This window comes from Microbacterium sp. LjRoot205 (genome assembly GCF_056175745.1).
In genome coordinates this window covers 256,145-274,361 of sequence record NZ_JBGFFH010000004.1, presented here as the reverse complement: position 1 = coordinate 274,361, position 18,217 = coordinate 256,145, and the positions used below count along the sequence as shown (strand labels likewise).

General features: G+C 68.2%; 15 protein-coding genes. 9 read left to right on the top strand and 6 right to left on the bottom strand.

The window, feature by feature from the left end; translation table 11 throughout:
* Positions 1–6: 6 nt before the first annotated feature.
* The gene (locus AC04ME_RS11395) at positions 7–921 is read left to right on the top strand and encodes a 3-oxoacyl-ACP synthase III family protein (protein ID WP_475435024.1); all 915 of its coding nucleotides are present in this window, start codon (positions 7–9) and stop codon (positions 919–921) included.
* A gap of 61 nt (positions 922–982) precedes the next feature.
* On the opposite strand, the gene AC04ME_RS11390 is transcribed toward AC04ME_RS11395, so the two are convergent.
* Positions 983–3,424, bottom strand: a complete 2,442-nt coding sequence (locus AC04ME_RS11390; RefSeq protein WP_475435022.1) for a DNA gyrase/topoisomerase IV subunit A — start codon at positions 3,422–3,424, stop codon at positions 983–985.
* Between the two features lie 60 nt (positions 3,425–3,484).
* On the opposite strand from AC04ME_RS11390, the gene AC04ME_RS11385 reads away from it, so the two are divergent.
* Positions 3,485–4,606, top strand: coding sequence for an alkaline phosphatase family protein (locus AC04ME_RS11385; protein WP_475435020.1), 1,122 nt, complete (start codon positions 3,485–3,487; stop codon positions 4,604–4,606).
* A gap of 29 nt (positions 4,607–4,635) precedes the next feature.
* Here AC04ME_RS11385 and sepH read toward each other — a convergent pair whose 3' ends face one another.
* Positions 4,636–5,673 (bottom strand): septation protein SepH, encoded by a 1,038-nt coding sequence (gene sepH, locus AC04ME_RS11380; protein WP_475435018.1) that lies wholly within the window; start codon positions 5,671–5,673, stop codon positions 4,636–4,638.
* 196 nt (positions 5,674–5,869) lie between these two features.
* On the opposite strand from sepH, the gene AC04ME_RS11375 reads away from it, so the two are divergent.
* Positions 5,870–6,163, top strand: a complete 294-nt coding sequence (locus AC04ME_RS11375) for a DUF4193 domain-containing protein (protein WP_042540214.1) — start codon at positions 5,870–5,872, stop codon at positions 6,161–6,163.
* A gap of 110 nt (positions 6,164–6,273) precedes the next feature.
* On the opposite strand, the gene AC04ME_RS11370 is transcribed toward AC04ME_RS11375, so the two are convergent.
* Positions 6,274–6,738 (bottom strand): DUF3093 family protein, encoded by a 465-nt coding sequence (locus AC04ME_RS11370; protein WP_079112871.1) that lies wholly within the window; start codon positions 6,736–6,738, stop codon positions 6,274–6,276.
* Between the two features lie 12 nt (positions 6,739–6,750).
* On the opposite strand from AC04ME_RS11370, the gene dut reads away from it, so the two are divergent.
* The 5 genes from dut to dxs all read left to right on the top strand — a co-directional run bounded on the left by dut (position 6,751) and on the right by dxs (position 13,636).
* Entirely contained in the window at positions 6,751–7,224 is a 474-nt protein-coding gene (dut, locus tag AC04ME_RS11365) for a dUTP diphosphatase (protein WP_475435016.1), read from the top strand.
* On the top strand, positions 7,217–7,804 hold the full coding sequence (locus tag AC04ME_RS11360) for a DUF3710 domain-containing protein (RefSeq protein ID WP_042540219.1): 588 nt from the start codon (positions 7,217–7,219) through the stop codon (positions 7,802–7,804). The genes dut and AC04ME_RS11360 overlap by 8 nt, the downstream gene beginning before the upstream one ends.
* Positions 7,801–8,535 (top strand): DUF3159 domain-containing protein, encoded by a 735-nt coding sequence (locus AC04ME_RS11355; RefSeq protein ID WP_042540221.1) that lies wholly within the window; start codon positions 7,801–7,803, stop codon positions 8,533–8,535. Before AC04ME_RS11360 ends, AC04ME_RS11355 begins: the two co-directional genes overlap by 4 nt.
* A gap of 153 nt (positions 8,536–8,688) precedes the next feature.
* A complete protein-coding gene (locus tag AC04ME_RS11350; RefSeq protein WP_475435013.1) occupies positions 8,689–11,526 on the top strand; it encodes an aconitate hydratase in 2,838 nt (945 codons plus the stop codon).
* A gap of 169 nt (positions 11,527–11,695) precedes the next feature.
* The gene (gene dxs / locus AC04ME_RS11345; protein ID WP_042540225.1) at positions 11,696–13,636 is read left to right on the top strand and encodes a 1-deoxy-D-xylulose-5-phosphate synthase; all 1,941 of its coding nucleotides are present in this window, start codon (positions 11,696–11,698) and stop codon (positions 13,634–13,636) included.
* 47 nt (positions 13,637–13,683) lie between these two features.
* On the opposite strand, the gene AC04ME_RS11340 is transcribed toward dxs, so the two are convergent.
* The 3 genes from AC04ME_RS11340 to AC04ME_RS11330 form a co-directional block, all read right to left on the bottom strand.
* Entirely contained in the window at positions 13,684–14,379 is a 696-nt protein-coding gene (locus tag AC04ME_RS11340; RefSeq protein ID WP_042540289.1) for an SPFH domain-containing protein, read from the bottom strand.
* A 141-nt stretch (positions 14,380–14,520) separates the two neighbouring features.
* Positions 14,521–15,972, bottom strand: a complete 1,452-nt coding sequence (locus AC04ME_RS11335) for a glycerol-3-phosphate dehydrogenase/oxidase (RefSeq protein ID WP_475435010.1) — start codon at positions 15,970–15,972, stop codon at positions 14,521–14,523.
* Positions 15,969–16,574, bottom strand: coding sequence for a TetR/AcrR family transcriptional regulator (locus AC04ME_RS11330; RefSeq protein ID WP_042540229.1), 606 nt, complete (start codon positions 16,572–16,574; stop codon positions 15,969–15,971). The genes AC04ME_RS11335 and AC04ME_RS11330 overlap by 4 nt, the downstream gene beginning before the upstream one ends.
* 20 nt (positions 16,575–16,594) lie before the next feature.
* On the opposite strand from AC04ME_RS11330, the gene AC04ME_RS11325 reads away from it, so the two are divergent.
* Entirely contained in the window at positions 16,595–18,217 is a 1,623-nt protein-coding gene (locus tag AC04ME_RS11325; RefSeq protein ID WP_231567506.1) for an FAD-binding oxidoreductase, read from the top strand.

Below are 18,217 nucleotides of genomic sequence, written 5' to 3'. Positions count from 1 at the left end.
GAGATCGTGGGCTGGGGGACTTCTCTGCCTTCGCGTGTCGTCCGATTCGGGGAGGAGACGCGGTACCGCATCGACGACGACGTGTCTCATCTCGACATGCTGGCTGAGGCGTGCGAGCGGGCACTGGCGCACGCGGACATCACGGCGGACGACGTCGACCTCGTTCTCGGTGCGTCTGCCGCGGGGATCCAGCCGATCCCGTGCACGGCCGCGCTCGTGCTGGAGAGACTCACGCTCACCGGGCATGCGGCGGCCTTCGACGTGAACTCGACCTGCACGAGTTTCATCACGGCGCTCGACATCGCCTCGCGGTATCTCGATGCCGGGGATCATGAGACGATCCTCGTGTTCGCAGGAGATGTGGGGACGCGGTTCCTGAATCCGGAGCAGCGCGAGAGCTTCGAGCTCTTCAGCGACGCCGGTGCGGCCGTCGTGCTGCGCCGCTCCGCTGACGGCGACCGAGGAGTGATCGCCAGCGCTCAGCGCACCTGGCCCGCGTATGCGCACGACACGGAGATCAGGGGCGGGCTGTCGGGATCGCCCGCGCAGGCCTATGCGGCGGGAGACTCCGCTGACTACCTGTTCGACATGAACGGGCGCCGGGCGCTGTTGGGGATGATGCGCGTGCTTCCCGAGTTCTTCGAGGCGTTCCACCGAGGATCGGGGATCGCGCACGACGATGTCGCCCTCTGGGTTCCCCACCAGGCGTCTGCCGCGCTCGGGCCGATGCTCGACCGCCTCGGAATCCCTGCCGACCGTCGGATCGATGAGGTGCGGGACTTCGGCAACATGGTCTCGTCGTCCGTGCCGTTCATGCTCGCCCGCTCGCTCGAGAGCGGTCGCGTCGGGGCAGGCGACACCGTGATTCTCTGCGGCACGGCCGCCGGGCTCACCGCCAACATCCTCGCTCTCCGACTCTGATCCGGCTCACCGGCCGCCGCCTCAGACGCCGCTGCGGGTCAGGTCGCACTGGCGCGCGCGCTCAGACCAGAGTGCGACCGATGCTCCCGATCACGCCGTCGATCGGCTGACCCGACGCATCGCGTCGGGCGCCGGGCTCGGGGAGCTTGCGCACCGCACCTGTCGGGTCGACGGCCTGCGCGGGGCTCGGCCCGACCCAGGCGACCGTGAGGTGGTCCTCGCCCTTCAGGAACGAATGCGCGCGCACTCCGCCGGTCGCCCGACCCTTCGACGGGTACTCGGCGAAGGGCGTCACCTTGGCGCGTCCTGGCTCGGTGCCCGGAAGGCTGCTGTCGGAACCCGAGACGGTGGCGACCACGGCATCGGCATCCGGCGAGACCGCTCCGAAGAACAGCACCGATGAGCCGGCGCCGAGCTTGATGCCGGCCATGCCGCCTGCGGGCGCACCCTGCGGGCGGACGGCCGAGGCGGAGAACCGCAGCAGTTGGGCGTCGGTCGTCACGAACACGAGGTCGGCGTCGTCCTGCGCTTCGACCGCGCCGACGACCGTGTCACCGGGCTTCATGCCGATGACCTCGAGATCCGGACGCACGGGAAGCGTCGACGGGACGATGCGCTTGACCGTCCCCTGTGCCGTGCCCATGGCGATCGGGACGTCGCTGTCGAAGCGCACGAAACCGAGGATCCGCTCTCCGCGGATGGTGATGCCGAGATAGTCGCGCAGCGGAGCTCCCGCCGCGAGCTGCACCGAGGACGACGGCACGGAGGGCAGATCGACGGGGGAGAAACGCAGCACGCGCCCCTCAGAGGTCAGCGCACCTATCTCTGCGCGCACCGTCGTCTCGAGAGTCGTCAGGATCGCGTCGTGCTTGCTTCGCCGTGCCGGAAGCATCAGCTCCTGGCCCTCGGCGAGGTCCACCCGCACGGCACGCCCTGTGGTCGAGAGCACGAGCACGGTCGGAGCGTCGGCGATCTGCAGGTCGACCGCGCCCTTCGTGGCGCGCGGCTTCGGGGGCGCGGCGTTCATCAGCAGCGTGCGGCGAGGAGTTCCGTATGCGTCAGCCGCTGCGTCGAGCTCCTCGGCGACCACTGCTCGCAGGAGCACGTCGCTCCCGAGCAGGTCCCGCAGCCTGGCGATCTCGGCGAGCAGGGCGTCGCGCTCGGTCTCGAGCTCGATGCGCGAGAACTTCGTCAGGCGCCGCAGGCGCAGTTCGAGGATGTACTCGGCTTGAAGCTCGCTGAGGTCGAACACCGAGCGCAGTCGAGCCCGCGCCTGCTCGGAGTCGTCCGACGAACGGATGACCTGGATGACCTCGTCGATGTCGAGGATGGCGATGAGCAGGCCCTCGACGAGGTGCAGGCGCTCCTCTCGACGGGCGAGACGGTATCGACTGCGGCGGGTGATGACCTCCAGCCGGTGCGCGACATAGACGCGCAGCATCTCCTTGAGCCCGAGCGTGCGCGGCTGTCCGTCGACAAGGGCGACGTTGTTGATGCTGAAGGAGTCCTCGAGCGGGGTGAGCCGGTAGAGCTGCTCGAGCACGGCATTGGGGTCGAAGCCGGTCTTGATGCCGATCGCGACGCGCAGCCCGTGGTTGCGATCGGTGAGATCGGTCACGTCGCTGATGCCCTGCAGCTTCTTCGACTGCACCGCGTCACGGATCTTCTCGATCAGACGCTCGGGGCCGACCATGTATGGGAGTTCGGACACGATGATGCCGGTGCGCCGCGGCCCGAGCGGTTCGACCGAGACCTTGCCGCGCACCTTCAGGGCGCCGCGGCCGGTGGCGTATGCGTCTCTGACACCGTCGAGCCCCATCAGGATGCCACCCGAGGGGAAGTCGGGGCCGGGCACGAACTCCATGAGCTCTTCGGTCGTGGCGTCGGGGTTCTCGAGCAGATGGGTGGCGGCGGCGACGACCTCGATCAGGTTGTGCGGTGCCATGTTGGTCGCCATGCCGACGGCGATGCCGCTCGCGCCGTTGACCAGGAGGTTCGGGAACGCAGCAGGGAGCACGGAGGGCTGCTGGAACTGACCGTCGTAGTTCGGGATGAAGTCGACGACGTCCTCGTCGAGGTTCTCGGTGAGAGCCATCGCAGGGGAGGCCAGTCGTGCCTCGGTGTAGCGGGCCGCTGCGGGCCCGTCATCGAGCGAGCCGAAGTTGCCGTGGCCGTCGATCAGCGGCACACGCAGAGCCCATTCCTGGGCGAGTCGTACGAGGGCGTCGTAGATCGCCGAGTCGCCGTGCGGGTGCAGCTTTCCCATGACCTCGCCCACGACGCGGGCGCTCTTGACGTGACCGCGGTCCGGGCGAAGCCCCATCTCGGCCATCTGATAGAGGATGCGACGCTGCACGGGCTTCAATCCGTCGCGAGCATCAGGCAGAGCCCGCGAGTAGATCACCGAATAGGCGTACTCGAGGAATGAACCCTGCATCTCTGTTTCGAGATCGATGTCCTGGATTCGCTCGGGGGCGAGCTCGGCAGGCGGGGTCTTCGGCATGGGCATCCTGAAATGGTGCGAGGCTGAGGGCGTACGGGAGCCTGTGTCAGACTGGCTCGGATGTCCCTCATTCTACCGTCCGAGTCGCTCGCCGCCCGCAGCGTCGTCGGGGTGGCGGACGACGTGTTCGCCGCTCTCCGCGGCGAATCGGCGAGCCTGCCGCGGGCCGAATCCGTCGTCCTCGCCATCATCGACGGGCTCGGCGCCATCAGCCTGCGCGCCCACGCCGGCCATGCCAGGGCGCTCACGTCCGGGATGGCGAAGAAGGACGTCGCCCACTCGGTCTTCCCCTCGACCACCGCGGCGGCGCTGACCAGCATCCTCACCGGGGTCTGGCCGGGGCAGCACGGCCTGGTCGGTTATCGCGTTCTCGACCCTGCTCGGGGCATCCTGGTCAATCAGTTGACCGGCTGGGAGTCGGAAGGGCTGGATCCGGCGACCTGGCAGGCGGCTCCGACGGTCTTCGAGCGCGCTCGTGCAGAGGGGCGCCCGACCTTCGCGGTGGGCGTCGCCGCCTACGCGGCGAGCGGGTTCACCCGGGCCACGCTGCGCGGGGCCGAGTTTGTCGCCGCCCAGACACCCGCAGAGCGCGTCGAGGTGGCATACGACCTCGCCGAGCGTCACCCGGGCTCGCTGATCTACTGCTACCTGCCCGAGGCCGACAAGGCCGGGCACCGGCACGGCCTCGACTCGGTGCAATGGGTGTCGGCGCTCGAGGAGATCGATGCCGCACTGTCTCGACGCGTGTCTCCGGGCGTCGGCGTCCTCGTGACCTCGGACCACGGCATGGTCGACGTGCCGGTGCACCGGCAGGTCGTGCTCGAGGCCGAGCACCTCGACGGGGTCCGGCACATCGGAGGTGAACCGAGGATGCTGCACGTCTATGTCGAACCGGACGCCGATGCGGCGGTCGTCGCCGAGCGGTGGCGTCGCGATCTCGAAGGCCTCGCCGACGTCGGCACCGGGCAGGAGGCGATCGCATCCGGGTTCTTCGGCCCCGAGGTGACATCGGCCGCCGCGTCGAGGATCGGCGATGTGCTCGTCGTGGCGAGAGGAAACGGGGCGGTGTATGACGGTACGGCCGCGGATCAACGCAGCAGGGGGATGATCGGGCAGCATGGTGGTCTGACCCCGGAGGAGCGTCAGGTCCCCCTGCTCAGGTTCGGCGCGTTCGCTCGCTGAGCGTCGGCATCCACCCGCCTGAAGGCGCCCTATTCGTCGGTGCGTGCTCCGAACACGATCTCGTCCCACGACGGCATCGCGTTGCGGCGCTTGCGGCGTCCGTTGCCCTCGTTCGACGGCTCGGGGGTGACCTCCGGCTCGTCTTCGCCGGGCTCGTTGCTCTCGAAGGCGTCGAACAGCGCGATCGGATTCTGGTCCGTGTCGCTGTCGTCCGAGTGGTCGAGGATCGGCGCGGTCTCGCGCTGGCCGCGTCGGCGTCGCAGAGCCTCGAGCAGGTCGGCCGTCTCGGGGCTCGTCGTCGCCGACTCGGGTGCGCGCTTGATGGCGGCATCCTGCACCGCGGCGGTCGAGCGCTCGGGCGCCGCGGTGCTGTCATCGACATCAGCCTCGGGCGCGGGGAGCAGACGGGGTCCGAACGCGCCGGAGTCGAAGCGGCTGTCGTCCTTGTAGGGCGACGCCTGCCGTTCAGCCTCGACGGCGCGCAGACGGGGGATGAGGCCGTCGGGCAGCGAGCCCTGGCGGGACAGCTGTGTGGCATCGGCATTGAGGGGCGCCAGCGCACTGCGTCGGGGGTCGAAGCTCCAGCGTGCATCGTGCTCGACCTCGTTGGCGGTGAACTCGAGCTTGATGATCCAGCCGGTGTCGTCCTTCCAGCTCGCCCAGCGCTCGGCCGAGGCCTCGACCTCAGACAGTTTGGCGCGGATCGCGGTGCCGAAGGTGGGCTGAGCGTCGGGCTCGACATCGCTGCCGATCAGCACGGGAACGGCGAGCGCCTGACCGATGACGTGCTCACGCTCGGCGAGAACGGGTCCTTCGAAGCGGATGACGTCGTCGACGCTGATGCCGAGGAGTGCGGCGACCTCCGGTGCCGTGAGGCCGGCGCGGATCTGCGCCTGGATGTCGCGCGGACTCGCGGCGAGCCGCTGAGCAGTCGGCTCGCTCTGTCGCGTCGCGCGCCGGATCTCGCGGTGCAGGACGTCGTCGATGGGCAGCGCGAAGCGCTCGCCCGACTCGGTCGCGAGTACGAGCACTCCTGCCTCTGTGCCGACGATGGTGACGTTTTCCATGCGAATGCCCCTCTGATGGGTGTGCGTTCATGGTGTCACGCGGGGCCGCCCAGAACCGGGAATACTCTGGGCGTGCCGTGAGTTTGGTCTGTCGCAGCCGCGGGCATTTGCTTATTCCTCCGCGGTCATGCAAACTATGGCCGCCGATTACCCCGACGGCGCACCACCCACTCGCATGAAAGTGGAGATTCACCACATGGCAACCGACTACGACGCTCCCCGCAAGAGTGAAGACGACTCCGAGTCGATCGAAGCCCTCAAGGAGCGTGTGCCGGACAAGCTCTCCGGCTCGTCAGGAGACGAGGACGCGGACAACCCGTCCAGCTTCGATCTTCCTGGAGCCGATCTTTCCGACCTCGAACTTGATGTCGTCGTGCTGCCCGCGCAGCAGGACGAGTTCACCTGCATGAACTGCTTCCTCGTGAAGCACCGTTCGCAGCTCGACCACGAGGGGGCTTCCGGCCCCATCTGCAAGGAGTGCGCTGCCTGAGCGCACCAGAGAACAAGATCCCACGCGCCCCCGACCTCAGGGTCAGGGGCGCGTCGTCTTGTGGTCAGGTCAGCGCTCGTCGCGGTCGGGCAGCGCCGGTTCTGGTCAGGTCAGCGCTGGGCGGCGACGATCGCCGCGGCGAGCCGATCGGGAGTTCGGGTCGAGATGGTCCAGGTGTCCACCGGATCGTCAGGGTCATCGTTCGGAACGACGACCACCCCGTCGACGCCCCCGCGGATGAGATGCCAGCCCCGTGCCGGCAGGCCTGGGCCTCGCGCCTGGCGCGCCTCTTCGGCGCTCAGCGCTCGGGGCGTGCCGAGGTGCTGGACCTCGATGTGCGCTCGACCGGCACGAAGCACGTCGCCGTCGACCGACACGACCGGCGCGAGCGCGATGAACGCGACCACCAGCACAGCCGAGACGGCGGCGCCGACGATCAGGGCGACGGTCGAGCCGATGGGCACGAAGATGAGCGCCACCATCGGGCCGGCGAGAGCGACCGTCACCAGCAGCCACAGGCTGGGGGACAGTCTCTCGCGGTAGCGGGTCCGCGCGTCGGGAGCGATGTTCTGCATTAGCCTCGTGGGGTGACTGAATCCGTTGATGTCCCCATTATCGCCTCTGTCGTGCCCGGCTACGCCCACCCCGGCGATGCCGGAGCCGATCTGGTGGCGGCCGAGGCCGTTCATCTGGCCCCGGGGGAGCGGGCGCTCGTCGCGACCGGGGTGCGCATCGCGTTGCCGGAGGGGTACGCGGCGTTCGTCGTGCCCCGCAGCGGTCTCGCGGCCAAGCACGGCATCTCGATCGTGAACTCGCCGGGAACCGTGGATGCCGGATACCGCGGTGAGATCAAGGTGAGTCTGATCAACACCGACATCCACACGGCGTACGATGTGGCCGTCGGCGATCGCATCGCGCAGCTGGTCGTGATGCCCGTGACTCGTGCCACCTTCATCCCGGTCGAGGAGCTGCCAGGCAGCGTCCGCGGCGAGGGTGGCTTCGGCTCGACCGGCTACCAGGCAGGACTCCATTCATCTTCGGCAGGACAGATCAATGACTGACAACAACGCGACTCCTTCGAAGTCGGCACCGGACGACCGGGCGACACAGGGTCCCTTCGACGACTCCGAGGCGAACCCCGTTCGTCCGTACATCGACCTCGGTGGAATCAAGATCCTCCCGCGTGAGGGGCTGAACCTCCGACTCGAGGTCGAGGAGCAGTCCAAGCGCATCGTCGCCGTCGGACTCGACTACGCGGACTCCTCCCTCCAGGTGCAGCCGTTCGCCGCGCCCCGATCCGGTGGGCTATGGGACGAGACCCGCGTGCAGCTGCGCGATCAGGTCCGCACCCAGGGCGGGCGGGTCGAGGAGCGCGAGGGGCCGCTCGGCAAGGAGCTTCTCGCAGAGGTCCCTGCCGCGGCCAACGAGGGCTCCGAGCTTCGGCTCGCCCGGTTCATCGGCATCGACGGCCCTCGATGGTTCCTCCGCGGCGTCATCGGCGGCGCTGCGGCGTCTGACCTCGAGGCCGCCGCCAAGGTCGAGGATCTCTTCCGGTCGATCGTCGTCGTCCGCGGGGGAGCTCCGATGCCTCCGCGCGACCTGATCCCGCTGAAGATGCCCGCGACTCCCGGCTCCGCGTGACCACCCCCGCTCCCGAGCCCGAGCGCGAGCAGAGCGCATCCGACATCGTCGGGGCCGCGCTCGGCGGCGCTGCCCGCCGCGCCGGTCTCGACCCGACCGAGAGCGACGCGACGCACAAGGTGGTGTGGTCCGCGATGGGCGGATGGCGCGGCATCCTCGAATCGGTGCTTCCCAGCCTCGCGTTCGTCATCCTCTTCACGATCCGGCCCGAACCCCTGATCCTGCCTCTGGGCGTGTCGGTCGGACTCGCGGCGGTCTTCACCATCGTCAGACTGCTCCAGAAGTCCCCGCCCTCGGCCGCCATCGGTGGCCTCGTGGCCGCGGCGGCTGCCGCCGCACTGGCGCTGTGGACGGGGCGAGGCGAAGACAATTTCGTCCCCGGGCTCATCACCAACGCCGTCTACGGCACCGGGATGCTCGTCTCGGCCCTGATCGGCTGGTCGCTGATCGGTCTCGCCGTCGGCTTCCTGATGGGAGAGGGCACCGCGTGGAGGCGCGATCGTCGAAAGCGTCGTGCGTTCCTGTGGCTCGGCATCGCCTGGGCTGCGCTGTTCTTCGCACGTCTCGCGGTGCAGCTGCCGCTGTATCTGGCGGGGGACGTCACGGCTCTCGGCACACTGAAGCTCATCATGGGCCTGCCGCTGTTCGCGCCGTTGATCGCGGTCACCTGGCTCGTCGTGCGCGCCCTGTATCCGCGAACCCCGGATGCCGGAACACCGCAGCGGTCATGATAGATTTATCTTGACATCAAGATAAATTGCAGGCTTTCGCCCGGAGGTCGAGCAGAGCAGACTGGTTAGGACTGCCTTGCTAGCCGCAGGGGCTCGCTGGCGAGCAAGATGGAGGCGCCTGTCGCTCCCATCCGAATAGAAGGAGACGGAATCGTGTCCACGGTGAACAGCTTCGGTGCCAAGAGCACCCTGACGGTCGGCAGCACCGACTACGAGATCTTCCGCATCGACACGGTGCCCGGTTTCGACAAGCTCCCTTTCAGTCTCAAGGTCCTCCTCGAGAACCTGCTTCGCACCGAGGACGGCGCGAACGTGACGAAGGCGCAGATCGAAGCCCTGGGCTCCTGGGATGCCGCGGCTGAGCCGAGCACCGAGATCCAGTTCACGCCGGCCCGTGTGGTCATGCAGGACTTCACCGGTGTTCCCTGCATCGTCGACCTCGCCACCATGCGCGAGGCCGTCACGGCGCTGGGTGGCGACGCGAACAAGATCAACCCGCTCTCGCCCGCCGAGATGGTCATCGACCACTCGGTGATCGCCGACCTCTTCGGCTCGGAGAACGCTCTCGAGCGCAACGTCGAGATCGAGTACGAGCGCAACGGCGAGCGCTACCAGTTCCTGCGCTGGGGCCAGACGGCCTTCAGCGACTTCAAGGTCGTTCCCCCGGGGACCGGCATCGTGCACCAGGTGAACATCGAGCACCTGGCCAAGGTCATCTACGACCGTGACGTCGACGGCGTGCTGCGCGCATACCCCGACACCTGCGTCGGCACCGACTCGCACACCACCATGGTCAACGGTCTGGGCGTGCTCGGCTGGGGCGTCGGCGGCATCGAGGCCGAGGCCGCGATGCTCGGCCAGCCCGTGTCGATGCTCATCCCGCGCGTGGTCGGCTTCAAGCTCTCGGGCGAGATCCCTGCCGGTGTCACGGCGACCGACGTCGTCCTCACGATCACCGACCTGCTGCGCAAGCACGGCGTCGTCGGCAAGTTCGTCGAGTTCTACGGCGAGGGCGTCGCCTCGGTGCCGCTCGCGAACCGCGCCACCATCGGCAACATGTCGCCCGAGTTCGGTTCGACCGCGGCGATCTTCCCGATCGACGACGTCACCCTCGACTACCTGCGCCTGACGGGTCGCAGCGAAGAGGCCGTCGCGCTGGTCGAGGCCTACGCCAAGGAGCAGAAGCTCTGGCATGACGCCTCGCAGGAGCCCGTCTTCAGCGAGTACCTCGAGCTCGACCTCGGCACCGTGGTGCCGTCGATCGCCGGCCCGAAGCGCCCGCAGGACCGCATCCTCCTCTCCGACGCCAAGTCGCAGTTCGAGCAGGACATCCTCGCGTACGCCTCGGCGTCGACGTCGGACTCCGTCGTCGATCTCGAGTCGAAGCACTCCTTCCCGGCATCCGACCCCGGTTCGGTCCCCGGCGAGGAGGAGCCCACCACGACTCGTCCCGTGCACATCAACAGCGGAGCTCCGGCGCACGCGTCGAAGCCCGTGCCGGTCACGACTCCGTCCGGTGAGAAGTACATCCTCGACAACGGCGCGGTCACCCTCGCGGCGATCACCTCGTGCACCAACACCTCGAACCCCTCGGTGATGATCGCCGCGGGTCTGGTCGCCCGCAAGGCGCTCGAGAAGGGGCTCAAGCAGAAGCCGTGGGTCAAGACCACACTCGGCCCCGGATCCAAGGTCGTCACCGACTACTACGAGAAGTCCGGTCTCGACAAGGACCTCGAGGGCCTCGGCTTCTACACCGTCGGCTATGGCTGCACGATCTGCATCGGCAACTCGGGCCCGCTGATCGAGGAGGTCTCCGCGGCCATCAACGATCACGATCTCGCCGTGACCGCCGTGCTCTCCGGTAACCGCAACTTCGAGGGACGCATCAGCCCCGACGTGAAGATGAACTACCTCGCCAGCCCGCCGCTGGTCATCGCCTATGCGCTGGCAGGCTCGATGCACTTCGACTTCGAGAACGATGCGCTCGGCAAGGGAACCGACGGCGAAGACGTATTCCTCAGGGACATCTGGCCCAGCCCGGCCGAGGTCCAGGAGCTCGTCGACTCGTCGATCTCGCGTGAGCAGTTCATCAAGCAGTACTCCACCGTCTTCGACGGCGACGAGCGCTGGCGCAGCCTGCCCACCCCGGACGACGACATCTTCCAGTGGGACGAGAACTCGACCTACGTGCGCAAGGCGCCGTACTTCGACGGCATGACGATGGAGCTCACCCCGGTGCGCGACATCGAGGGCGCGCGCGTCATGGCGACGCTGGGTGACTCGGTCACGACCGACCACATCTCGCCTGCCGGCAACATCAAGCCCGGCACCCCTGCGGCTCAGTACCTCACCGAGCACGGCGTCGACCGCAAGGACTTCAACTCCTTCGGATCGCGCCGCGGCAACCACGAGGTCATGATCCGCGGAACGTTCGCGAACATCCGCCTGAAGAACGTCATGGTCTCGGCCGTCAACGACGGCCAGGTCGTCGAGGGTGGCTTCACCCGTGACTTCACGAAGCCCGGTGGACCGCAGTCGTACATCTACGACGCGAGCATGAACTACCAGGAGCAGGGCACGCCCCTCGTCATCTTCGGCGGCAAGGAGTACGGCTCCGGCTCGTCGCGAGACTGGGCGGCCAAGGGCACGAGCCTGCTGGGCGTCAAGGCCGTCATCACCGAGAGCTTCGAGCGCATCCACCGCTCGAACCTCATCGGAATGGGCGTCGTCCCGCTGCAGTTCCCCGCAGGCGAGAGCTGGGAGTCGCTGGGTCTCGACGGCACCGAGGTCGTCTCGATCACGGGTCTCGAGGAGCTCAACAACGGCATCACTCCGAAGACGGTCCGTGTGACCGCCACCCCGACCGAAGACTCGCCCGAGGGCAAGCAGGTCGTGGAGTTCGACGCGGTCGTCCGCATCGACACCCCCGGTGAGGCGGACTACTACCGCAACGGCGGAATCCTGCAGTACGTGCTGCGTTCGCTGGTCTGATCACAGCGACGACGAGGGCCCGGTTCTTCTGAACCGGGCCCTTTCGCGTGTGCGGGTCCGTGTCAAGGGGCGAGGCGTTCTCCGAGCTTTCACGGATGGCCGCGGTAGGATCGATCAGGCTTTCGAACCGGAATCGGATGCCGCCAACGGTGCCTATGAGGAGGTGCAGATGCCCATTCTTCCGAGCATCTCAGGACCCCGTGATCTCGACTCCCTCTCGACGGAGCAGCTCATCGAACTCGCCGGCGAGGTCCGCGAGTTCCTCGTCGAGAACGTGTCCCGTACCGGCGGACATCTGGGCCCCAACCTCGGAGTGGTGGAGCTGACGATCGCTCTGCATCGAACCTTCTCGTCGCCCGACGATCCGTTCATCTTCGACACCGGCCACCAGTCCTACGTGCACAAGCTGCTCACGGGACGCCAGGACTTCTCGTCCCTCCGCGTCCGCGGTGGACTCGCGGGCTACCCCCAGCGCGGCGAGAGCCTGCACGACGTGGTCGAGTCCTCCCACGCGTCGAGCTCTCTCAGCTGGGCCGACGGAGTCTCCCGTGCGCTGACCGCGACCGGTCGCGGCGATCGTCACGTGGTCGCGGTGGTCGGCGACGGTGCGCTCACGGGCGGCATGACGTGGGAAGCCCTCAACAACATCTCCGACGACAACGACCGCAATCTCGTGATCGTCGTCAACGACAACGGGCGCTCGTACGCTCCGACGATCGGCGGGATGTCGCGGTACCTCAACCGCGTGCGCACCGCCGCGGCCTACAAGGACCTGCACCACAAGTCGGACCGGCTCTTCCGGGCGTTCGGGCCCGTCGGTCGCGCTGTCTTCCGCGGCGTGCGTGGTGGCACCCACGGCTTCCTGTCGCGTTTCACCAACAACGAGGCGCTGTACTCCAACCTCGACATCAAATACCTCGGTCCCGTCGACGGGCACGACCTCCCGGCACTCCTCGAGACCCTCGAGCTCGCGAAGTCCTATGGTGCACCGGTCATCGTGCACGCCATCACGGAGAAGGGCCGCGGATACCAGCCCGCCCGAGACGACGAGGCCGACCAGTTCCACGCTGTCGGGCGCATCGATCCGACCACGGGCGAGACGCTCTCGTCGGGCGGCACCGGCTGGACCGACGTGTTCTCCGACGCCCTGGTCTCGGTCGGCGAGCGTCGCGACGACGTCATCGCCATGACGGCAGCCATGCTGCGCCCGACGGGGCTCGCTCCGTTCGCCGAGCGCTTCCCCGACCGTGTGTACGACGTGGGCATCGCCGAGCAGCATGCGGTGGCCTCCGCCGCTGGCCTCGCGTTCGGCGGACTGCATCCCGTCGTGGCCCTCTACGCGACCTTCATGGGACGCGCGTTCGACCAGGTGCTCATGGATGTCGCGCTGCACCGCGCGGGCGTCACCTTCGTTCTCGATCGTGCGGGTGTCACCGGACCCGACGGGCCCAGTCACCACGGCATGTGGGACCTCGCGATGCTGCAGATCGTCCCGCACATCCGCATCGCGGCACCACGAGACGCCGCGCGGCTGACGGAGGCCCTCGACGAGGCCGTCCTCGTGGACGACGCCCCGACGGTGATCCGCTTCCCCAAGGGCGACGTCGCGCCCGAGCTGCCGGCGATCGAGCGCCTGCACGACGGCGTGGACGTGCTGGCCAGGGGTGAGTCGGAGGATGTCCTGCTGGTGGCCATCGGCCCGTTCGCAGCTCTCGCGATGGATGTCGCCGAGCGGCTTCGTGCCCAGGGCATCGGCGCGACGGTCATCGACCCCCGGTGGGCGATTCCCGTGCAGCCCTCGATCGTGAGCATGGCCGCGCGGCATCGCCTCGTGATCACCATCGAAGACGGCATCCGCGTCGGCGGCATCGGCACTCGCGTTCGTCAGGTCCTTCGCGAAGCCGGCATCGACACGGCCGTCGACGAGCTGGGGCTGCCGGACGAGTTCATCGATCATGCATCGAGGGACCAGATCCTCGCGGATGCAGGCCTCACCGCGTCGAAGATCGCGCAGGACGTCGTCTCTCAGGTGCTCGGAACGCGAATCCCCGTTGCACGGGATGCCGGCGCGAACGGATCGATCGACCTGCCGCTGCACGAGCGGAGCTGATCGACGTCGCATTGCGGTCCCGGCCGAGGAGTCAGCGAACCCGACGATCAGTTCAATGCGTGGAGGGCGGCGACCGCCTGGGCCCCGCGATCGGAGTCGCGGAGAGCGGTCGAGAGCAGGTAGCCGTCGGTCAGGGCATCGCCGGTGACCATGACGCGCACGAGCTCGACTCCGCACGCCCGGCGCACCTCTTCGGCGCTGGCAGCGATCACGCGGGTGTTGATCTCGTCGTTGTGCGGCAGCTCGGCGCCGTCGAGTCCTCGGATGACGTCTCGCAGCGCCGCACCGACGATGTTCGAGGCGCGTTCCTTGACGTTGACGACATCGAGTTCGAAGACCCGGAGATCTCGCCCGGTCGGGATCGGACGCCACTCGAACGAGGCATGCACGCGGTGCTGATGTCCGTTCGCCCCGGTCATCTCGCGCGCGGGCAGATCGGTGGCACGGCACCGCACGTCGATGAGGCGGTACCAGTAGAAGAGTGGGAATGCGCCGTGGGATCCCGGGTCGAGCACGACGACCTCTCCGACCGCTCCGCCTCGGGATGACGGTCGACGCTGCGGTCGGTTGCGGATGATCGGCTTGCCGTTCCGCGTGCGGATCGCAGCCCACCCCTCATCGACCGTGACGATGAAGATCTTCAACAGCGCCGGCACGACCAGCAGGATCGTGAGGATCGCAGTGCCGGTCTTGAAGAGGCCCGACATTCCCTTGCCGCCCAGCATCGAGAGGAGCATGTCCATGCCACCACTGTGCCCCCTCGAGCGCGGGCGGATCGCCATCTTCGAGGCGCATGCGAAGGTGTTCATGCGCTGTTCCGCGCTCGTTACCCGGCCTGCCGCGAGGCGGATAGGGGGCGGGTCGGTCGCGGTGGTGCGGCCCTGTCAGGAGAGAGTGGCGAGTATTTCGGCGACGGCGGATTCGACGGCTGTACGCTGCCGCTCGCGGTCCGCGTCCACGAGGCCGACGCGCGTGCGCCGGTCGAGCACATCATCTGCGGTCATCGCGCCCTCGGCGCGGACGGCGAACTCGATGGTGGCGCGCGACACAGGTCCGCGGCCCACGCTGTCGCCGGCGGGAACGGCGACGACGGTGTCGGTGAGCCGCAGCGTCGCCGTGCTGCTCGGGCCCGCTCCGAGTCCTGCCGTCTCCACGGCCAGGTCGACCGCGTCCTCGGCCATCCGTCGGTAGGTGGTCAGCTTGCCGCCGAGCACGTTGACGAAGCCCTTCTCCGAGACCGCGACGAGATGACGACGGGAGATATCCGCCGTCGAGGTCGCGCCGGTGTCGACGAGTGGGCGCAGCCCGGCGAATGATCCGCGTACCTGGTCCCGAGTGATCGGCACGGACAGCACTCGGTTGAGGTTCGTGAGCAGGAACGCGATGTCGCCCTCGGTCGCCACAGGAACGCGCGGCACCGGCCCCGGCGCGTCCTCGTCGGTGAGTCCGACGATCACGCTTCCGTGCTGCTGCGGCAGCGCGAACACGTAGCGGCTGATCGAACCCTCGTGGGGAATCGTCAGCGCGGCCGACGGGTCGCCGAGATCGGCGGCATCGAGCACGATATGCGTCCCGCGACTGGGCCGCACCGTGATCGACTCATCGAGACTCCCGGCCCAGACACCGGTGGCGTTGACGACCGCTCGCGCCCGGATATCCAGGCGCTCGTCCGTCAGCACGTCCTGCGCGATGGCGCCGTCGCGGCGCAGCTCGAGCGCCCGCACCCGTGTGAGGATGCGAGCGCCGTGACTGGCCGCAGTTCTGGCGACCGTGACGACCAGGCGCGCATCGTCGACGAGCTGACCGTCGTACGAGAGCATCCCTCCTCGCAAGCCCGCTCGGGAGAGCGAAGGGACGAGGCGCTGAGCCGTTCGAGCCGAGACGAGGCGCGGCGGCGGCAGGAACCGGCTCGGCGTGCGGGCTCGTATGCGCAGCAGGTCTCCCATCRCCATCCCGACAGTCCCGGCCGCACGCTGGCGCGCGGTCACCCCGGTCGTGAAGGGCAGGAGCTGGCCGAGCGGACGGATGAGGTGCGGTGCGATCCGCGTCATCAGGAGGTGTCGCTCGACAGCGCTCTCCTTGGCGGTGGCGACATCGCCGGTGGCGAGATAGCGAAGTCCGCCATGCACGAGTTTCGAGCTGAAACGGCTGGTGCCGAACGCGAGGTCCTCGGCCTCGAGAAGAGTGACGCTCAGACCCCGTGCTGCGGCATCGAGCGCGACGCCGACACCTGTGATGCCCCCGCCGATCACGAGGACATCGACCGTCTCGTCGCCCGTCCGGCGGAGTTCTGCGGCCCGACGCGCGACGTTGAGGTCGGGGGAGTGAGAGGTCATGGCCGGAGCAGCCCGTCGAGTGCGGCGCGCAACTCGCGCTCCCACGAGTCCTCGGAGAGGAGCTCTGAGACCGTTCCGTGGGAGAGCACCGCAGACTGGGCGATGAGCAGCAGCATGACGGCGATCTCATTCGGATCACCCCAGCGGACTGATCCGCCCCGCTGCGCCGATCCGATGGCCGTGGCCAGCCAGCCCAGGATCAGTCGCTGGCTCGATCCCACCCGCTGCAGCGTGTATCGGGTGAATGCTTCGGGCTCTTCAGCGAGAAGCCGCCCGTACACGGCGTCTGCCCGGAAGAGCGCGGTGAAGCGCAGGACGTCGTCGACCAGCTCGCTTCGGGTGGCTGCATGAGCCGGGAACCGGTCGAGGATCACTGCGACTCTGCGCAGCAGCGCTGCGCGGACGACATCGTCGGCATCGCTCCAACTGCGATAGACGGTGGGCCGACTGTGACCGGCACGGCGAGCGAGCTCTGCGATCGTCAGGCCGTGCACTCCTCGGCGAACGATCAGCTCATCTGCGGCGTCGAGGATGCGCGATTGCGTGGCATCCCATTCGGGCGCTGAGGTGCCGACGTCGGCCAGTACTTGACGTTCTTCCATGATCTGTCACACTGTAACGCATGAGCGGAGAGAACGGCAGGGTCGCCGTGCGGTCGGAGATGCGCTGGAACGGCTGGGGCGATCCCGCTCGGGCATCAGATCTGCCGCGTGCCGTGCGCATGCTTCTGCCCTTGCTGCTCGGACGCCCGCAGAAGCCCGTGACGGCGGTGAACCTCGCCGAGGTGCGGGTCGAGCCGTCCGCACTGCTCGACGGCGATCTTGAGGCGCTGAGGGCGGTGGTCGGGGCAGAGCACATCGACACGGCGGATGAGTCGCGGATCCGCCATGCAGGGGGCCGCTCGACACCGGATCTGCTCAGACGGCGGCAGCGGGAACAGGCGTCTCCGGATGCCGTCGTGCTGCCAGGAAGCCACGATGAGGTCGCGGCGCTGCTCCGCGTGTGCGCCGACCTGGGGATCGCCGTGATTCCGTTCGGGGGCGGAACGAGCGTGGTCGGCGCTCTCGACCCCGATCGAGGCGCGCACCGCGCGGTCATCAGTCTGGACCTGCGGCGGCTCTCGGGCCTCATCCGTCTCGATGAGGTGAGCGGCGAGGCCTGTCTCGCCGCAGGGACCGCCGGTCCGGAGGCTGAGGCGCTGCTCGCTGCTCAGGGCTTCGAACTCGGCCACTATCCGCAGAGCTTTCGCTACGCCACGATCGGCGGGTTCGCGGCTGCGCGCTCGTCGGGGCAGAACTCGGCAGGGCATGGGCGATTCGACTCCATGGTCACCGGCCTCAGAGTCGCGACCCCGACCGGGGACATCGATCTCGGTCGATCACCGGGCTCCGCAGCCGGTCCCGATCTCATCCGAGTCTTCCTGGGGTCGGAGGGCATCTTCGGGGTGATCACCGAGGTTCGTGTTCGAGTCCACCCTGTGCCACGAGAACGCGTCCTCGAGTCGTGGAGCTTCGCGGACTTCTCGCATGGTGTCGACGGGCTGCGACAGGTGGCCCAGAACGGTGGCGGCCCCACGGTCATTCGTCTCTCAGATGAGGCCGAGACCGCCGTCAGCCTCGCCCAGGTGGGCCGGATCGGGAAGGCGCTCGCGAAGGGCGCGAGCATCGTCACCGTGTACGAGGGGGACGGCATCGCCGAGCGTCGGGCGCGGGCCTCCGAGATCCTGACGGCGGCAGGTGGCGTGTCATCCGGAGCGGGCGGCGCGGAGGGATGGCTCGACGGCCGATTCGACGGCCCCTATCTGCGAGATTCGCTGCTGGACGCGGGGGTGTTCTGCGAGACGCTGGAGACGGCGACCACGTGGTCGAACCTGCACCACCTCCGAGCGGAGATCACGGCCGCTCTTCGCGGCGGCTTCGCGGCGGCCGGAGCCAAGTCCTATGTGATGTGCCACGTCTCACACGTCTATCCGACCGGAGCCTCCCTGTACTTCACGGTGCTCGCGAACCTTCGGTCCGACCCCCTGGAGGCGTGGGCGGAGATCAAGCGACGGGTGAACGACTCGATCATCGCGGCGGGTGGCACGATCAGCCATCACCACGCCGTCGGTCGCGATCATGCCCCATGGCTCGAGAAGGAGATCGGCGAGACGGGCGTGCGGATCCTCGCGGCCATCAAGCGCGAGCTCGACCCGACGTGGATACTCAACCCGGGGGCGGTCATCATGTCGGATCGGTCGGCCTGA